This is a genomic window from Ktedonobacter sp. SOSP1-85, assembly GCF_016587415.1.
In the GTDB taxonomy this organism is placed as follows: domain Bacteria; phylum Chloroflexota; class Ktedonobacteria; order Ktedonobacterales; family Ktedonobacteraceae; genus Ktedonobacter.
The window spans coordinates 2,919,954-2,937,134 of the sequence record NZ_BNJI01000001.1 but is presented as its reverse complement, the minus strand read 5'-3'; the positions used below and the strand labels follow the sequence as shown (position 1 = coordinate 2,937,134).

14 protein-coding genes are annotated in these 17,181 nt (G+C 56.0%); 8 read left to right on the top strand and 6 right to left on the bottom strand.

Annotation, left to right across the window (positions count from 1 at the left end; all coding sequences use genetic code 11):
- Positions 1–6 precede the first annotated feature (6 nt).
- The gene (locus KTE_RS12280; protein ID WP_201370434.1) at positions 7–669 is read left to right on the top strand and encodes an MEDS domain-containing protein; all 663 of its coding nucleotides are present in this window, start codon (positions 7–9) and stop codon (positions 667–669) included.
- Positions 670–758: 89 nt separating this feature from the next.
- On the opposite strand, the gene KTE_RS12275 is transcribed toward KTE_RS12280, so the two are convergent.
- The 5 genes from KTE_RS12275 to KTE_RS12255 form a co-directional block, all read right to left on the bottom strand.
- Positions 759–1,748: an AIM24 family protein gene (locus KTE_RS12275; RefSeq protein WP_201370435.1), complete on the bottom strand. Its 990-nt coding sequence runs from the start codon at positions 1,746–1,748 to the stop codon at positions 759–761.
- Between the two features lie 389 nt (positions 1,749–2,137).
- Entirely contained in the window at positions 2,138–2,521 is a 384-nt protein-coding gene (locus tag KTE_RS12270; RefSeq protein WP_201381338.1) for a hypothetical protein, read from the bottom strand.
- A gap of 86 nt (positions 2,522–2,607) precedes the next feature.
- A complete protein-coding gene (gene coaBC, locus KTE_RS12265) occupies positions 2,608–3,915 on the bottom strand; it encodes a bifunctional phosphopantothenoylcysteine decarboxylase/phosphopantothenate--cysteine ligase CoaBC (protein ID WP_201381336.1) in 1,308 nt (435 codons plus the stop codon).
- 262 nt (positions 3,916–4,177) lie between these two features.
- Positions 4,178–7,282 (bottom strand): FHA domain-containing protein, encoded by a 3,105-nt coding sequence (locus tag KTE_RS12260; protein WP_236600379.1) that lies wholly within the window; start codon positions 7,280–7,282, stop codon positions 4,178–4,180.
- Positions 7,283–7,568: 286 nt separating this feature from the next.
- A complete protein-coding gene (locus KTE_RS12255) occupies positions 7,569–8,927 on the bottom strand; it encodes a hypothetical protein (RefSeq protein WP_201381332.1) in 1,359 nt (452 codons plus the stop codon).
- A 231-nt stretch (positions 8,928–9,158) separates the two neighbouring features.
- Here KTE_RS12255 and KTE_RS12250 point away from each other — a divergent pair, with 231 nt between their 5' ends.
- From KTE_RS12250 to KTE_RS12220, 7 genes are all read left to right on the top strand, one after another.
- Positions 9,159–10,112: an MBL fold metallo-hydrolase gene (locus KTE_RS12250; protein WP_201381331.1), complete on the top strand. Its 954-nt coding sequence runs from the start codon at positions 9,159–9,161 to the stop codon at positions 10,110–10,112.
- Positions 10,109–10,849 (top strand): site-2 protease family protein, encoded by a 741-nt coding sequence (locus tag KTE_RS12245; protein ID WP_201381329.1) that lies wholly within the window; start codon positions 10,109–10,111, stop codon positions 10,847–10,849. The genes KTE_RS12250 and KTE_RS12245 overlap by 4 nt, the downstream gene beginning before the upstream one ends.
- A 342-nt stretch (positions 10,850–11,191) precedes the next feature.
- The gene (locus tag KTE_RS12240; protein WP_201381327.1) at positions 11,192–11,719 is read left to right on the top strand and encodes a hypothetical protein; all 528 of its coding nucleotides are present in this window, start codon (positions 11,192–11,194) and stop codon (positions 11,717–11,719) included.
- A gap of 6 nt (positions 11,720–11,725) precedes the next feature.
- Complete coding sequence (locus KTE_RS12235; protein ID WP_201381324.1) at positions 11,726–12,643, top strand: ScpA family protein; 918 nt, start codon at positions 11,726–11,728, stop codon at positions 12,641–12,643.
- Between the two features lie 284 nt (positions 12,644–12,927).
- Entirely contained in the window at positions 12,928–13,491 is a 564-nt protein-coding gene (locus tag KTE_RS12230) for a nucleotide exchange factor GrpE (RefSeq protein WP_201381322.1), read from the top strand.
- Between the two features lie 281 nt (positions 13,492–13,772).
- On the top strand, positions 13,773–14,786 hold the full coding sequence (locus KTE_RS12225; protein WP_201381320.1) for a DnaJ C-terminal domain-containing protein: 1,014 nt from the start codon (positions 13,773–13,775) through the stop codon (positions 14,784–14,786).
- Positions 14,787–14,810: 24 nt separating this feature from the next.
- Positions 14,811–15,203, top strand: coding sequence for a MerR family transcriptional regulator (locus tag KTE_RS12220; RefSeq protein ID WP_201381318.1), 393 nt, complete (start codon positions 14,811–14,813; stop codon positions 15,201–15,203).
- 62 nt (positions 15,204–15,265) lie between these two features.
- Here KTE_RS12220 and KTE_RS12215 read toward each other — a convergent pair whose 3' ends face one another.
- Positions 15,266–17,089 (bottom strand): glycoside hydrolase family 3 N-terminal domain-containing protein, encoded by a 1,824-nt coding sequence (locus tag KTE_RS12215; protein ID WP_201381316.1) that lies wholly within the window; start codon positions 17,087–17,089, stop codon positions 15,266–15,268.
- Positions 17,090–17,181 lie beyond the last annotated feature (92 nt).

The following is a 17,181-nucleotide window of genomic DNA, read 5'->3' as shown; positions in this document are numbered from 1 at the left end:
GTAGGTATGGATCTTAGTGTTGAAGGCAAATCTGAGCGCATTCCCCCTGGCTCACATATCTGCCAACTTTATAGTAAGGTGACAGAGATACCAGGTGTCACGGCGCGTTTGATGAAAGTCGGCCTGCTCTCACAAGAGAAGTGCATGTTCGCGGCCGCACCCGCCCAGGTGAAGGAGTTTCGCGACGAGCTACAAAAATTGCAGATTGATGTAGAGCAACTTGAGGCCTCGGGTCAGCTTGTTTTGTTTGAAGAGCGCGAGGCTTTCCTGGCGGCGGGGAAGCGTTTTGACCCCTATTACCTGCTCTCATCGCACCAGACATTCATTGCCCAGGCCCTGCGCGAGGGCTGGAAGGCGGTACGCATCTCTATTGATATGACCTGGCTCTCAAAAGATATTGCCACCCCTGAGCAGGTCTTGAAGTATGAAGCGGCCTCGGACGCGGTCTTCACCTTCCAAAATGCACCAATCATCGCGCTTATCCATTATGATCACAGCAAGCTCTTGCCCAGCCTGGTGGTAGAGATGCTCAAACTGCATCCTATTTCGGTGGTTGGCAAATATATCAAGCGCAACCCCTATTACCTCAACTCTGAGCAATATATGCTCAAGATCTTGCGTATCAACAAAGATAAGAACGGGAACGGTGGCTCATCCGCCAGCGCATAAGGTAGTGTTACCTCGTCAGCAATGGAAGGGGTGTGATGGCAGGCTTTGCCTGCCATCACACCCCTTCCATTGCTGACGAGGTATAAATGCTAGAAGAGGTCGCCCAGGCCGCCGATGTTCATATTCATGTTGTTCTGGCCGCCCGCCTGGGAGGCGCCTTCGGCCGTGGGTGGATGATAGGTCATGGACTGGATACCCACGCGACCAGGGCCGATAAAGCGGTTCAGCGTGATAGAGGAGCCAGCCATAAAGTTGCTGATCGCGCCCAGGATACCACCACCGCCGCGCTGGGAGCCGGCCACTGTGGTCATCTCCATGCGGACCGAGGGATCCTTCCAGAGCCAGGCTCCAGGCTCTATATCGAGGACCTCGCCGGGGGCAAGCATCTTCTCGAAGACGTTGCCATAGCCATGGAGCAGTAGCATGCCCTCGCTGCCCATCGCGGTAAACTGGTCGACAAAGAGGCCGGTGCGGCTGAAGAGGATGTTGGAGACGCCCTGGACAAAGGTGAAGTTGTAATCTACATTGCCCGTGGCAACCAGGAACTGGTGTTCACGGACCTCGACCATCTGGCCGGGTTGCAGGCGTAGCGCCACGATCTGCCCCACTGAATCGCGTGAGAAGGCGATGTTGCCAGGACCCTGGGCCTCGCCAATGAAGATCTGTAGGCCCGCGAAGAAGCGCCGCGCCGCGCCGCGCATTGACTTAAAGCCCAGTTGTACCCCAGGGTGCTTCCAGAGCAGGATGTGATGCTCGAAATAGATAGGCATCTGGTTGCCCAGCATGATATCGACGACCGGGACCAGTTCACCATCGATAGTGATGGTCATGTCCGCGATATGTAGGGGACCCTTGGGGTTATGCAGTTCGGAGCGAGGAACTACATTGCCAAAGACGCTGTTGCTATACTCCTCAAACTGGTTGGGGGGAACATAGGCTTGAGCTGGTGCTGGCTGCGGATCGCTATAGGCCCCGGAGGGGTGCTGAGGCGCCGCTTGTGCCGCGCGCATATCCTGCCCGCAGGTGCCGCAAAACTTGACATGGTCGGCAACCTGATTATGGCAACGGGGGCAAATCATGAAGAATCCTCCTTCAACGTGGCGGGGCCGCGCTGTTAAAGCACGCGCTTACATATAATGGTACGGCATTTCTCGTCTCATCATATATAAGCGCGTGCTTTAACAGCGCGGTCGGATAGCTCTTTATCAATTTCAACGTTCGCCGGTAATTATTTTCGCGGGCGGATGGTTCTATCAGGAAAGACGTAAACGGGACCCTTATATCAAAAAGAGGGAACCCGAAAGGGGTTCCCAATTTGGATGCGACAGAGTATACGATTCGTGATAGATTTGGTAGTGAGTGGGGTGAGTGCTGCCTATAGGCCGATCTACATATGACGGTACCATGATATGTAGACGCGTACTGATACCATGATATGTAGACGCGTACTTTAGTAGCGTCGTCCCACTTAGAGCACGAAGCTATCGGCGAGTGGGCTGCGAGCGTTGTTATTGTTCTCCCGTTTGTCGCCATTCAGGTTGACGGTGCTCTGCCCATTGTTGGAGCGTGCCGGCTGATTGTAGGTGTTCTGCCCTGTTGGTTGAGGGGTGCCCTGAAGTGATTGCAGGCTCTGCAGTGCGGCCTGCGACTGTGGGTTGGTGGCGCTACCGCCATCGGTTGCCAGCTGAATTGTCTTGCCTTCGATGACGACGGCGATGCCGACGCCACGGCGTAGATCAGCCAGTTGACGACGAAGTTCGCGGTTCTCCGCTTCCAACGCATCCATTAATTTTTTCTGCTCGAGCAGCATCTGAGCGATGCCTTCAAAACCAGCGCTAGCAGTGCGATCCATCGGGGATTCTCCTCCTGCGTACTTTTCGTACCCAATATATCTAGAACAAAAGCTCCCATCACAGCGCCACGTCCCCCCCAGCTACCCTACGCCAAAAGGGATATAACTCTATCCCAAATCGCCGCCGCAACGCCTGCTTTGGGCATAACGGGCAAGTCTTCCATTGACCCATCGGCATGGAAGAAGTAGACCTTGTTAGTATCCGCCCCAAAACCGCTATCTGAGCGCATCACATCGTTTGCCACGAGAAGATCGAGCTGTTTACGCACGAGCTTATCGCGTGCATTCAAGATGACGTTCTCAGTTTCCGCTGCGAAGCCAACGCGAACGAGTCGCCGCGGTCGCGGCTGCTCTCCAGCGTTGCTTCGTGGCTGCGCTGCCTGAAGAGAGGCCAATTCAGCCAGGATATCTGGATTGCGGACCAGGTGTATTGAAAACCCGCCACCAGAAGTGTCAGCGTCTGGTGTCGCCTGCCCCTGCTGCCCAGGAGGGGTTATGGCTAGGTGCTCTCCCGCGTGTTTCTTGATTTTCTGAGGAGAGGGATGAGCGGGCCGAAAATCGGCGACGGCAGCGCTCATAACCAGGGCATCAGCATCGTGTACAGTGGCCATGACGGCATCACGCATCTGTGAGGCCGTTTCTACCCGAATCAGGTCTACCCCATAAGGAGCGGGAAGCGAGACCGGCCCTGTCACCAGGACGACATCAGCCCCACGATCACGCGCCTCTGTCGCAATGGCGTAGCCCATCTTTCCCGAAGAATGATTCCCCACATAGCGAACAGGATCAATTGGCTCCTGTGTCCCGCCAGCCGTCACGATGACGCGCCTCCCCGCCAGGTCTCCACTGCGGCGACCCAGGGTCAGGCGTATGGCCCCCATAAGGAGGTCTGTATCTGGTAGGCGGCCAGGTCCAACCGCCCCTGATGCCAGGCGTCCCACCGCTGGCTCAACAACATATGCTCCTCGTTGTCGCAACACCTCCAGATTGGCCTGTGTCGCAGGATGAGCATACATATCTTTATACATGGCAGGAGCCAGGAGTAAGGGTGCTTGCGTCGCCAATGCTACTGTGGTGAGCATATTATCGGTGAAACCATGAGCCAGTTTCGCGATTGTCTGTGCGGTCGCTGGTACAATCGCCAGGATATCAGCCTCCTCCGCCAGCTTAATATGTGTCTCCGCGGCCTCCCCTGAGGGCTCCCACAGATCGCTATAGACCGGGCGGTGGCTCATCGTTGAAAAGGTTAGTGGGCGAACGAATTCTTCGGCGTGCTCCGTCATAATGACGTCTACCTTCGCGCCAGCTTGCTGTAGCTTACTGGCCAGATCGACCGCTTTATAGCAGGCGATCCCCCCACAGACGCCGAGGACAATATGCCTATTGAGTAACATGTAGGTGATCTCGTTCCCTTGTGTTGGACAGCCCTAATGAGAACACCATTACAATAGCATACGCCGATTGTAAGGGGCAAGGGCCTTGCCAATAAGTACCATATATCATGAATCACGTACTACATTTAAAGGAACGTATAGAAATCAGGTATTGCCATATTTAAGACCATATAAAAGGGGAGGACGCACATACTTGATAATGTTGTTGCGTGTATGGTGCGCTCCGCCCGCCATACACGCAACAACATACATCCTACTAATTCTAGCGACGGATGTCTTTGCGCTTGAGGCAGAAGGCGATGATCAGACCAAAGATGAGAGTCATCGCCAGCAAGGCAAACCAGGTGAGGAGCAGATGCGAGGTTGCCTCTCCCTTCGTTGCGTGCCCAAAGAGCGTGCTGACATACGAGAAATCGTCCGCGCCAAGTTTATCGCCACGCAGGCCAATCGTGGTGCCCATCGCGGCCATGGCCCAGCGAGCCGGGAAGAAGGCCGCGGGGATCTGGAGCGCCTTGGGACTGTCCAGCGAGAAGATGACGCCCGCGAAGATGACCTGCGGAATGAGCGCGATAGGAACCATACTCATGGCGCGGTCATTGGTGGGCACCAGGGCCGAGATCATCAGACCCAGCATGAGGCCCGCCAGGGAGGTCAGACACATCGTGACATAGATCTCCAGGAACGGTGGCAGGATGACGCTCGTTTTAAAGGGCGTCTTCAGGGCCACAAAGGCGACCAGGACCAGGCTCTGGACCAGGCAGAGCAGGCCCAGGACGATGATCTTGGAGAACATATAGGGTGCGATACCCAGGTTCACCGTTCGCTCACGCCGGTAGATGGGTGCCTCTTTGACGATCTCGCGTGCGCCATTGATACAGCCAAACATAACGGCGGCGAAGGCCATGATAAAGAGAATCTTCTGCGCGTCCCCGCCTGAGCCCTGCTCGACCAGGTCGTCTTTGATCTTGTTCTTGAGTGCATCGCCTTGCAGGTCCTTGTAGCGCTGGGGGTTCTGGCGCTGGATACCAATGATAATCGGCGTGCCTTGCGGACCATCAATCTGTTCGTAGGCATCCTGACAGTTATAGCTCATTCTTCCCGTGCCCGTCAGCAGATTCTGCTGGTGCGGGCAGGTGACGATGCTAGTATTGTTGAAGACGTTGGCCTGCGTCATAAAGAAGAGGATCAGGCCAATAATGGGAGCCTGTAAGAGCAGGATGGCCAGGTTCCCCACGTCGTTACGCAAGAGTTCAAGATAGCGGCGCGAGAGAATCTGGAACTGCTTCCAGGGATTGCCGCGTTTGGGTGGCTTGATAGTCGCTGGCTGCGCCATAAGTTGAGCGCTCTTGGCGGCGTTTTGCGCCAGGGGCTGCGCGACATAGCGCTGGTAGTCAGGCGACTGGCGGAAGCGTGCCCCAGCCTCGGCGGGAATATTTGGATTCTCGTCGGTCGGTTCAAGTGCGCTATAGATCTCAGCGAAATCTGCCTTGCCAAAGTAGGCCTTGGCTTCATCGGGCGGTCCGAAGTAGGTCAGGTGTCCACCCGCGGCGAGGAAACAGACATAGTCACAGGCATTGATATTGTTGGTCGCGTGAGTGACGAGCACAATCGTGCGTCCGCGGTCGGCCAGGCGGCGCATGAGGGTCATCATCCTGCGGTCCAGACCTGGATCGAGGCCCGAAGTAGGCTCATCCAGGAAGAAGGCGCTGGGGTTCGCCAGGAGCTCAAGCGCGATAGAGACGCGTTTGCGCTGACCACCCGAGAGCTTGCTGATGAGCAGATGGCGACGTGCCGTCAGATCGACATCGGCCAGGACCTCTTCGATGCGCTGGTGAATCTGTTCTTTGGTCACGTCATCAGGGAGGCGCAGGCGAGCGGCGTAGTAGAGGGCATGCTCAACGGTCAGTTCGCGGTGAATAATATCGTCCTGGGGCACATAACCAAGCTGAGTGCTGAAGGCCGCCAGGTTATGATAGTAGTCCTGTCCGTTGTAGAGCACGGTCCCCTTCGTCGCCGGGCGCAGACCGTTGAGTGAATCCATCAGCGTTGATTTACCGGCGCCCGAGCCACCGACCAGGGCTACGAACTTGCGCGGTGGGATGGCGATTGAGATGTCATTAAGCAGGATACGATGGGCCTGGCCCTCTTTGACGAGGTTGATGGCATCAATACGAATTGTATTGCTCTCGTCCTGCTGGATGAGCATCTGCCCGGTATAGATGAAGCGGAATGGACCGATGCGAATCTCGTCATTGGGTGCCAGGTTGCGTGCACCACGCGAGATGCGTGCGCCATTGACATACAGTCCATTCTTGCTGTTCAGGTCAACAATGCGGTAGCCACCCTGAACCTGCTCCAGGCGGGCATGAAACTTGGAGATTTGCAGGTGGTCCAGCACCACAGTATTCTCAGCGACGCGACCCAGCGTGATGACAGGCATCCCAAGCTGAATCGGGCGAATCTCGGGAATGGCGTCACTTGAGTTGCCACTGCCATCTTTAAAGAGCAGGGTCGTAAAGGTGCCATGCTCATCACTGATACGGAAGGTATCACCATTGGCCAGGGCATGCTGGAAGGACTCGCTGCCGCGTACCACATGTCCCTGGAACTCCACGCCATTGCTGGAACGCCCGGTTTTAGGATGCGGATGGACCAAGACCAGGCTCTGTCCCTGGCGCTGAATAATGGCGTGATAGGCCGAGACGGTAGGCCGGTCAATCACGATATCGTTGTCGGGCGCGCGCCCAATGCTAAAGCCCTGCTTCTCCGGCGCGAGCTGGAAGACGTGGCGATCCTGCCCGGTATAGTTGGTCACTTCAAGGGTGGGAATGCCCTTGATCTCGGGCGCGCCAGCCTTGAAGCTATCCGGGCCCATGGGTCCATTAGCCTGAATAGTGGGCTGGTATCCAGCCTGAGATGGTGTCTGTGGCGGCATGGCCTGGTACCCCGCCTGTTGATAGCTGGCCTGAGGCGGTGTCTGTGGCGGCATAGGTGGCAATTGGGGTGCAGCTGCGTATGGTGCCTTGCCTACCGCTGCAGGGACCGCCGTAGGGACGCCCAGGCGGAAGGTCACCCGACCTCCTATGCAGACAATATCGCCTGCTTTGAGGAAGGCCTGTTGGGCCTCCTGCTGATTGACGGTTAGTGTGTTCTGGGGAGCCAGTTTCTCGATCTTCCAGGTGCCGTTGACCAGCGAGAGCTGGACATGGCGGCGAGAGATTGAAGGATCGGAAATAACAATATCATTGCCCGGCTCGCGTCCAATTTGCAGGACTGGCTTGCCAACTGGCAGAACCGAGCCCGCGCTTGGACCTGAGAGAAACTCAAGCGAAGCGAGATTTGGGGACGGTGGTTGAGCCACGTTCATGTAATGTTGTCGCGAGCGAACGCGCATAGCATGCACGACGCGCCAGCGACGTCTCCTTTCCGCGAGAGGTAAGGTAAAAGATTGCGTTACAAATATGATAAATGCGGATATTGAGTATGTAATATGCCCATTATAGAGAATAAGCATTGCCTATGCAACCACTCGCTTATTATAGAGAACGATGAAGCAGTCCTTCTCTCGAGGATAGATTTTGTTTGTGAAGATGATGTGCCTGGGCAACCGTAGGCTGTTCAGGCACATCACCTTCACAAATAGGGAGGGCTATTCACACGCCAGGGGCTTTGTGGAGGTTGATGTTGCCTATACTCACATCAAGGTTGAGGGAGGCGGGTGCGGGCGTGCCAGCCTGGGGATTAAGTGGGCCGTTATAGCTCATGGAGTTCTCGTCTTTGGGATCTTTTTGGGGCTGAATAGGGAAATCGCTTTTGATTTTGCCAATATTAGTGGTGAGGTTGACCTGAATGTTCAGGTTGGCGGGCAGGGTCACATCGACATCGCCCTGCTCGCTACGAATGTAGTAGCGCGCGGGAGCAGTGGTAGTCGCCGTGGGGGGAATCAGGAGCAGGCCATTGAAGGTTACGCCTTTCTGACCCGTTTCGAGGCGCGAGCCTGAGGCGAGGATGGCCTGGGTCACCTTGATGGCCCCTGTATTGCCGTGAAGGCTATATACACCGCTTAAGCCCTGAACGGTGATGTTGCCCACGGGGGCCTCGACCCCTATCAGGAGCGAGGGCGTCTGAGGGAGAATACCGGGCGGGATATGAATGGTAATATCGGTCGAGGCCGTCGTGTCCTGTGCCAGTCCACCAGTAGTGGGAAAAACCACGTTGACAATCAGTGCCTCACCGCTGGTGGTGGTGCCTTGCTGATTGGTGGGATTGGGAAGGCGGGTACAGGTCAGAGGCTGGGTAATAGTGGCAGGCGGCTGGACCTCAACCTTCATCTGGGCGAACTTCTGTTGCGCATCGCCCTGTGAAGTGGCCTGGACCATCTTCTTGCTGGTGATAGTCGTGGTGGCGCTGCTAGGATCGACGAGCAGCGAGACATTGCCAATTTTAGTGCAGACCTCAATTGTGCCCAGCGAGGTGATAGGCGTGGTCACGCTCTCTTCTTTGGTGTACTGGTGCAGTGGATTAAAGGGATTGACGGGCGTGCCACCGTTTTTGAGCGAGGGGACGACGAAGTAGAGCACCACCGCGATGGCGAGACCCACGGCTACAAGCATCCCCAGCCCACAGCCAAGGAGCATTGAGGGGAGAGAACTCTTGCGGCGGCGGGGACGCTTGCGCGCCACCGGGCGCGAACGAACTGGTTCTCTAGGGCCAGGTGAGCGGCGTGGAGGTGTAGAGGAATACGCGCTGGAGCGCCTGCGCCGGGGGATGTATTCGGGATAGGTCTCCTCGTCGGCCTCGCCAGCGTTTACTGAGTCTTCCCACGCGTCATATGCGTCATACTCTTCAACTGGCTGCTCTTCTTCAAGGTAATCCTCGTCATTAATGGGCCGTGTGCGCTGTATATAGGGCCGCTGGCGGTTGGTGTAGTAGCGCCCCTGGCCCTGTGCTCTGCGCCTGTTGTGCCCATCGGGATACCGTCCCTGATTGCCGCGTGGGGTTCCCTGGTCCATACTCTCTCTCGCTTTCCCTGTCGTATATATGTTACACCTATCATACGTTACGCAGGCCGAATTTGCAGCAGTTTTATATCCCTTTTTCTTGTCATAAGGATGTGGATGATGGATGTGGCTGGTGGGCAGAGCCCACCAGCCACATCACAAAACCTTTTCAATCCCCTGACTGCACGTTATAATAGGGAAGATTATCTCATACGTTAAGCTGCGAGTAGGAGCAATTTTAAGATGGCTGGTAAGCAGCGTTTGCTAGTACGCTTTTGGGGTGTACGTGGCAGCTATCCAACGCCGGGAGCACATACGCTCCGTCATGGTGGCAATACCTCCTGTATTGAGGTGCAGGCGGGTGAGCATACCCTGATTTTCGACGCTGGCAGCGGCATTATTCGCCTGGGCGACGCGTTGATGCGGCGCCTGGCTCAGGATACGACGAAGCAGGAGAGCCTGGACCTGGCGTTGTTTATCACTCATGGGCATGGAGACCACCTCGTGGGTTTTCCATTCTTTGCTCCTCTCTTCGAGGCTCGTACGAAGTTACACCTCTTCGGTCCGGACCTGGCGGGCCAGAATATAGAACAACTTGTAACACCACTTATGTCGCCCCCATATTTCCCGGTAGATATGCGCCAATTGCCCTCCCAACGCACCTTCCACACGCTCTATGATACGCAATGTGTCACCTGGCGTGCTGGTGACCCTGCTTTGGAGGAGAGCACTGAGGGCAACGCGGGAGCCGAGGGCGAATTGAGGGTCGTCGCGAAATTGACGCAGTGTCACCCACAGAATGGAGCCTGTATTTATCGGATCGAGTATGCGGGGAAGCGTATTGTGTATGCGACGGATGTTGAGTGGAAGGAGGGGAGTGATGCCGAGTTTGTGCAATTTATAGAGGGCGCGGACCTCTTGATTCACGATGCGCAGTATACCGTGACCGATTACCAGCAGGAGAAGCATGGCTTTGGGCATAGCACCATTGCCATGGCGACTGAGGCGGCCCGCCTGGCGCAGGTTCGTGAACTGGTGCTCTTCCATCATGAGCCAACCTACGACGATAACCAGCTTGACCTGATGGAGGCTGAGGCACGCGCGCAATTTGTGCATACACGCTCCGCCTGCGAGGGGATGGAGATCGATCTTTTGGCAGAGACGCAGAAAGAACAGAGAAGAGAGAAAACGTTATGAAAATAAACGTACTTCTAGCGCTGATGATCATCCTGTCATTTCTCGTGGCCATTGTGTTGCACGAGTGGGCACATGCCGCCGTGGCGAACTGGCTGGGTGATTCGACTCCGCGTCGCGAGGGACGCCAATCTCTCCGTCTGCGCGCGCATATTGAGCCGCTTGGATTGATCATGTGCCTCTTCCTGGCGTTTCAGCCCATCGTGGCTCTACCTATGGGCCTGGGATGGGGTGCGGCCGTGAAGCCTGACCCATGGAAGCTGCGTAATGGTCCCAACCGTGGCGTTTTGATGGTCGCTGTGGCTGGCCCGCTGATAAACCTGGCATTGGGTATTCTTAGCGCTCTGATAGTGCGAGTTCTAACGTCTTCGCCTGTCTCGTTGTATATGTATAATCCAGTAACCATTCGCGTGTTACAGCTCTTCGTCGTCTTTGCTATTGTCAACTTCTCCCTGGTGCTTCTCAATATCCTGCCACTCTATCCCCTGGATGGCTACCAGGTGCTGTACACGCTGCTTCCGAGTAAACAGGCCGTGAAGTTTGCGCGCTGGGCTGCCCCATATGGGCCAGTGATTATCTTAGTTATCTTTCTTGTTTTACCATTTATAGGGAGACTGCTGGGTATTGGCGACTTCTTCCTCTTTAACCTGGCCTTTTATGTCTGGTGGGGAGCCGCAGCAGTGATCGCAATGCTGACTGGTATTCCCGTCCAAATTCTGCTAGGCATGTATACCTTTTAATCTTGAGGAACTCGGACTGGTAGGGGGGCGAAACGTCTCCCATCCGGTAGGGACCCGGTTTACCGCGTCCGAATGCCATTCATGGCAGTGCGGCGCAAGCCTATTTTTTGAGGAGGTGCGTTTGTCGCATGATGGTGCAGGCAGTGGCATTTTTAGGCTACGCCTACAGGCGATGAATAGCCTTTGGACGCGGTAAACCGGGTTCCTACCGAGGGGAAAATGACCTTTGGACGTGCTAGCCCCACGATCAATCGAGAGCTCCTACCGAGGGTGATTATGTGGATGTGTGAAGGTGGTTCTGAAAAGGATCATCGATAGTTGTAAGGGTAGTGGTAAGACGACATGATATTACAGAAGGTTCACTATCGACTGGGACAGGTGCGGCAGCAGATGGGTTTTGTGCAGCCGCTCACGCTGGATGAGCATCGAGAGGTCACGCGCTGGCTTCCACAGTCGGCGCTCTCGTTGTTCTATACAATGACGCCAGCGGACCAGCGACATAGCGTACGTGTGTGTCAGGGGTTGCAGGAGAGCGGTTGCCAGGAAGAGGATATGCTCGCGGCGGCACTCTTGCATGATGTGGGGAAGGCTGAAGGACGTGTACCTTTCTGGACTCGACCCGTGATCGTGCTAGGGAAATTACTGGCCCCAGCCCTGCTCTCGAAAATCGCCGTCTCTCCCCTGGATGCAGAGAAGAGTCGCGTAACACGCTGGCGGCTGACGCTTGGCTATGCCTGGTGGCACGCGGAGGTAGGAGCAGAACTGGCCCAGGCCGCAGGCCTCTCGGAGCGCGCGGTCCTCTATATCAAAACTCATCACCAGGCAAATGGACCCGCCTCCATCTTACACCGCATTGACGAGGTATCATAGCCCCCCATGTTAGAAAAAGCTGAAAAAGCTGAAAAAGCTGAAAAAGCTGAAAAAGCTGAGCAGGTTGACCCACGTGCCACCGTGCAACTTGCCTCGGAACTCTCGCCGCAGGAGGCGGCAGAGCAGAGTGCGCGCGAGCAGGCACGCTATGTCGTGCATCTTCCCATTTTTGAAGGTCCCCTGGATCTGCTGCTGCATTTAATTGAGAAGCGGCAAATGGAGATTACCACCGTTTCGCTGGTCGCGGTAACGGATCAGTATCTGGAATATTTAGCGCAGTGTGAGTCGGAGGCTTTGCCCTTGGCGAATATGGCGGCCTTTGTCTCCATTGCCGCGCGTTTGTTGTATATCAAATCGCAGAGCCTGCTTCCTCAGACCCCGCGCGAGGAGGGCAATAGCGAGGCCGAGAGCGCCAGCAGCCTGGCTGAGGAGCTACAGCATCACCTCTTAGAGTATCGGCTGGCTAAAGAAATCGCCTCGACGTTAAAGCAGCGTGAGGAAGAGGGTTTGCAGACGCATGGGCGTTCGAGCCTGCTAGCAGGTATCGAGGCCCAGCTTGCCTGGACGCCGCCCACGCTCACAGGCATGGAGGCCCAATCGCTCAGCCGGGCCTTTCAGCGCCTACTGGAGATGAAGGTCAAGGAGGAGGCCCAGGGCGAGCACCTGATGCCCGTCGCCCGCGTACGCGTGAGCGACCAGATCGCCGAGATTGTCGAACGCTTGCAGGAGCGCGAGACAATCTTACTCGAAGAGGTTCTAGAAAATGAGCCCTCACGCTTCGTGATTGTGGTCACCTTTATCGCCGTCCTTGAACTCTGGAAGTGGCGCCGCGTGAATGTGGCACAGGAAGAGCTTTTCGGCGCCATCATCCTGGAGCGCGGCGAGCGCTGGTCCTCAACTGAGCACGACGAAGTAGAAGAATAGATATTCTGCTGCGGCCCGACGCTACTAAAGTACGCGTCTACATATTACGCGCATATGTAGACGCGTACTTTAGTAGCGTCGGGTCACTTCGCGTCCCCACGCCCTCGCTTTTCTCACAACTAAATAAAAGTTCTATGTGACTTCTAGCAGGAAACTTGACAGTAGTCGACTCAAGTTCTATACTCGAATGCATAATAGCTTGCAGGAGTTTTATCGCCTTTGGCATAGCGATATGTAGCGTCCGTCGTCGTAAAGATAAATAGATATGAGGAGATTGAAACACCGTGAAGGAAGAGTTTCAGGAGCAGACCAACCAGCAGCAGAATGAGCAGCAAACCTCTGGTGCCGAGGCGCGCGTCGCCGAACTGGAGGCTCAGCTAGAGCAGGCACGCAAGGAGGCCACAGAGAATTGGAATAAGTATCTGCGCGAGCGCGCGGAGTGGGATAATTTTCGCAAGCGCCAGGAGCGCCAGTTGGAGACGCGTGTACTTGCTCACAAGAAATCTCTCTTTCACAAACTGCTTGATGTCATGGATAATGTGGAGCGCGCCCTGATGTACCAGGAGAGCATGGATAAGCAGAACTTGCAGCAGACACTACGTATGTTCCACTGGCAGATGAATGAAATTCTCCGTGGTGAGGGTCTGAACCCTGTCCCCACGGTGGGCGAGCCCTTTAACCCCTATATGCACGAGGCCATTGAGGCGGTCGAAAGCGCCGATAAGCCAGAGGGCACGATTCTGGAGGAGACGCGCAAAGGCTACACCCTTGGTGAGGAGACGCTACGCCCTGCCCACGTCAAAGTTAGTGTTCCCCTGGGAAAGAATGGCAACAACGGAGCCAACTAACTGATTTGTTTCACTATAGATTCTACGGGGAAATGTGCCAACCTCGGTAGGGACCCGGTTTACCGCGTCCGAATGCCATTCATGGCAGTGCGGCGCAAGCCAAAGCCTTGGGGGCAACAAACGACCCATCTCCCGATATTGTGCCCATGGGAGCGGTGTGGGCTGCGCCCACGGACGATTAATCGCCTTTGGACGCGGTAAACCGGGTCCCTACCGAGTAGTGAACAGATGTGTTGGCTAACAAACAGAGTATATGCAAGGTAAAGAGTGAGGCCGGGCCGATGGATTATAAGGACTACTATAAAATTTTAGGGGTATCGCGCACTGCCAGCGCCGATGACATCAAGAAAGCCTTTCGCAAACTGGCGCGCACTCATCATCCCGATGTCAATCCAGGCGATAAGAAGGCGGAAGCGAAGTTCAAAGAGATTAACGAAGCCTACGAGGTCTTATCTGACCCCGATAAGCGCAAGCGCTATGATACGCTTGGACCAAACTGGCGCGATCAATTTAACGGCTTTGCGGGAGCCAGGCGGAGTGCGGGTAGCTATCCTAACTATGATCCTAGCGGCTCAGGCTTCTCTGATTTCTTCGAAGTACTCTTTGGTCGTAGCGGCGGGCAGGGATTTCCCCCTGGCGCGAACGGGCGAACCTCTACCGCGGGCATGCGTAGCCGCGTGGGCGAAAACCTGGAGCAGACCGTCGAGGTGACGATTGAGGAGGCCTATCTTGGTAGCCAGCGTACGTTTACCATTCAGGCCCCTGAGACCTGTTCCGCCTGTAGGGGCATGGGGCAGATTGGTGGACGCCTATGCGCGAAATGTGGTGGCCGGGGCAGCCTGAATGGACAGGGCAAGCGCCTGCAAGTTAAAATTCCGCCTGGTGTAGATAACGGCTCAAAGATCCGTGTGGCGGGTGAGGGTCACCCCGGCGCCGGTGGAGGGCCGCGTGGCGACCTCTTTCTGGTCATAAGTATCAAGACGGATTCTGCTTATGAGCGCAAGGGCGATGATCTGTATATGGATGTGGATGTTGACCTCTTCACAGCTATGCTGGGGGGATCAGTGCCAGTGACGCTCCCCGATGGGAAGCGCCTGAGTCTGACGATTCCCGCCGAGACGCAGAATGGCAGTCTGTTTCGCCTGGCTGGGAAGGGCATGCCACATCTCAAGAGCGAGGGGCGGGGGAGCTTCTACGCCCGCGCTAAGGTTGTGCTGCCAATGCGTCTCTCGCCAGAAGAGCGTGGCTTATTTGAGCAGCTAGCGCGCGCCCGTGGGGTTGAAGCGCATCCATAGCTCGCTGAAAGGAGGGATGTACGCATGCCAGAGATGCGTGATGGCGCCTGGTATATCATCAGTATTGCCGCGCAAAAGGCTGAGGTACACGAGCAGACGCTGCGGCACTATGAGCGCCTGGGCTTGATAGCGCCCGCGCGCAAGGGCGAGAGTCCGCATAGCCCCCGGCTCTACTCGGATAAAGACATCGAGCGCGTGCTACATATCCGGCGCTTGATGCGTGACCTGGGGGTGAACCTGGCAGGCGTCGAGGCCATCCTGCGTATGAAAGATCATATGGAGCAGATGCAGGAAGAGATGAAGCATCAGCTGGAGGAGATGCGTATCCAGCACGCCAATGAGACCCGGCGCCTCAAAGAGATCATCGAGCGGCTACAAGGCGCGCCCGATGTCTTCTCTCCCGAGGAAGGCGAGTAGAGTAGCCAGAGAGAAAGGGAGGTGGAAATCCCGCGGGGATTTCCACCTCCCTTTCTCTCTTTTTAATTTTGGGGTGGGACGGCGGGCATCAGGTGACGCTGCATCTTGAGCGCGATTACGCGTGTGGCGGCCTCGTCCAGGCGTGCCCTGGAGAGCGTGCCATCCTGGAGGGCGGCTTTGATGGCATTGACCATGTTCAGGGTTTGGACGTAGCCGGTGGGGCCAAGCAGCATGTCGTTGCCTGCCTGGAGGGCCATCACGCCCGCCTGGGCCATGCTGATGGGCTGGCCGTTGATGGTAACACCCTGCATATAGAGCGCGTCCGTTAGCGTCATACCATCATAGCCAAGCTCTTTGCGCAGGATATCAGTCATAAAGGTGTGCGAAAGTTCGGCGGGATAGACCGGGTCGATAGCGGGCATCAGGATATCTGTTGGCATAACCATGCCAGGATTCTCTAGCTTATCCTTAGTCTGGATGAAGTGCTTAAAGGGAGCAAGCTCCGTCTGGTAGAGCTGCTCTTTGGTGCGATTTACCACAGGCAGGCCTTTATGAGGATCAATCTCGGCGGCGCCCATACCGGGAAAATGCTTGATGCAGGCGATAACACCATCTTGCTGCATAGACTTGATATAGGGGCCAGCGAAATTGATCACTGAGTCCGCGGTATAGCCAAAGGTGCGTGTGGCCTGGCCGGGACCCTGGACCAGGGCCACATCCACGCTGGGAGCAAGATTGGTATTGATGCCCAGTGCGAGAAGGTCTTGCGCAACTTTATGCCCCTGCTGCGCTGCGACCTGTGGATCGCCAGTATTGTAGATATCCAGCGCCGAGGGGCGTGGTGGATAGATGTTGGTGAGTCGGTGAACGATGCCACCCTCCTCATCGGTGGAGATGAGCAGCGGGAGCTTCGCGTGTTGCTGCATGCTGCTAATATCACCTTTGGTCTGAGTCGCGGTCAGCATCTGAAACTCGTACATGATGACGCCCCCGGCGTGCAGCTCGGTGAGCATGCGGTTCAGATCGTCGGAGTAGTAGGTGTCATCGTACTCGACCATGATAATCTGCCCGATCTCCTCGTCCAGCGACATGCGGGCGACATAGAGACCAGCCAGTTGCTTAGCGCTCATACGTGTCGAGAGATGATGTAGCTCATCTATTTGCTGAGCATTGAGCGAGGTCTGCGCAAAGGTATTGGGATCGTTGGTGGTGTCCAGTGGATTCGCCGTGCTACCAGCCAGTAAATGCATAAGCGTAAAGGAGCCGCCAGTCAACACGATGAGGGCCAGCAGTATGACCGAGATCAGCAGGCGCAAGTGTTGTGGCCGACTGTGTCCCTGAGGGCGTTTAGCAAAGACTTGAGGCGTGACCTCCAGTTTTTTCGGGGTAGCCACGGATGTACGGTCGGGTGGTGGTAGCTCCAGCCCGCCTAATATCGGCATAGGTGCGGGAGCCAGCGTTTCCTCGGGCTGTGGGGAGGTTGGCGCGATATTCTTCTCTGGCGTCGCGGGCAATTTTTCGCTGCCCTGCTCCTGCTTATATTTAAGTGCGGGCATAGGGCGAGAGAGCTTAAACCAGCGCGAGGGCGGGGCCTCATCCTCGTCCAGCAGGCCTGTGGGGAGCTGGTTATCGATCCAGACCTGTGAACCTGGTGAGACGGCTGGTGGTTCTATCTTGCTTCGCTTACCTGTGGTCTGCTTCCGCTGGGTGCGCAGACGCGGCTGGGTAGGCGTGTTGTCCTCTTCCTGGAGGGGGTTTTCCTGCTTAGGAGCAGGATTAGACCCGTCAGGGAGGGTGGTAGGTGTGCTATATGATTGTGTGCCGGGCGCTGCCGGGGAATGTCCCTCGGTCGTATCCAGGCGAGGCTCCTGTTTATCGGTTGGCATGCAGTTTTCCCCGGAAATTAATGATTTCTCTTCTCTATTTTGTAGGGTCCATGCTGGCATGGACTGCGAGCGAAGCGACCTCCCTAGCGTCA

Bases quoted from the DNA above. Each gene is read 5' to 3' on its own strand.
- KTE_RS12250 (WP_201381331.1), top strand. From the start codon at position 9,159: ATGGCTGGTAAGCAGCGTTTGCTAGTACGCTTTTGGGGTGTACGTGGC.
- KTE_RS12270 (WP_201381338.1), bottom strand. From the start codon at position 2,521: ATGGATCGCACTGCTAGCGCTGGTTTTGAAGGCATCGCTCAGATGCTG.
- KTE_RS12225 (WP_201381320.1), top strand. From the start codon at position 13,773: ATGGATTATAAGGACTACTATAAAATTTTAGGGGTATCGCGCACTGCC.
- coaBC (WP_201381336.1), bottom strand. From the start codon at position 3,915: ATGTTACTCAATAGGCATATTGTCCTCGGCGTCTGTGGGGGGATCGCC.
- KTE_RS12275 (WP_201370435.1), bottom strand. From the start codon at position 1,748: ATGATTTGCCCCCGTTGCCATAATCAGGTTGCCGACCATGTCAAGTTT.
- KTE_RS12280 (WP_201370434.1), top strand. From the start codon at position 7: ATGGATCTTAGTGTTGAAGGCAAATCTGAGCGCATTCCCCCTGGCTCA.
- KTE_RS12245 (WP_201381329.1), top strand. From the start codon at position 10,109: ATGAAAATAAACGTACTTCTAGCGCTGATGATCATCCTGTCATTTCTC.
- KTE_RS12235 (WP_201381324.1), top strand. From the start codon at position 11,726: ATGTTAGAAAAAGCTGAAAAAGCTGAAAAAGCTGAAAAAGCTGAAAAA.
- KTE_RS12240 (WP_201381327.1), top strand. From the start codon at position 11,192: ATGATATTACAGAAGGTTCACTATCGACTGGGACAGGTGCGGCAGCAG.
- KTE_RS12255 (WP_201381332.1), bottom strand. From the start codon at position 8,927: ATGGACCAGGGAACCCCACGCGGCAATCAGGGACGGTATCCCGATGGG.
- KTE_RS12220 (WP_201381318.1), top strand. From the start codon at position 14,811: ATGCCAGAGATGCGTGATGGCGCCTGGTATATCATCAGTATTGCCGCG.
- KTE_RS12260 (WP_236600379.1), bottom strand. From the start codon at position 7,282: ATGAACGTGGCTCAACCACCGTCCCCAAATCTCGCTTCGCTTGAGTTT.
- KTE_RS12215 (WP_201381316.1), bottom strand. From the start codon at position 17,089: ATGCCAACCGATAAACAGGAGCCTCGCCTGGATACGACCGAGGGACAT.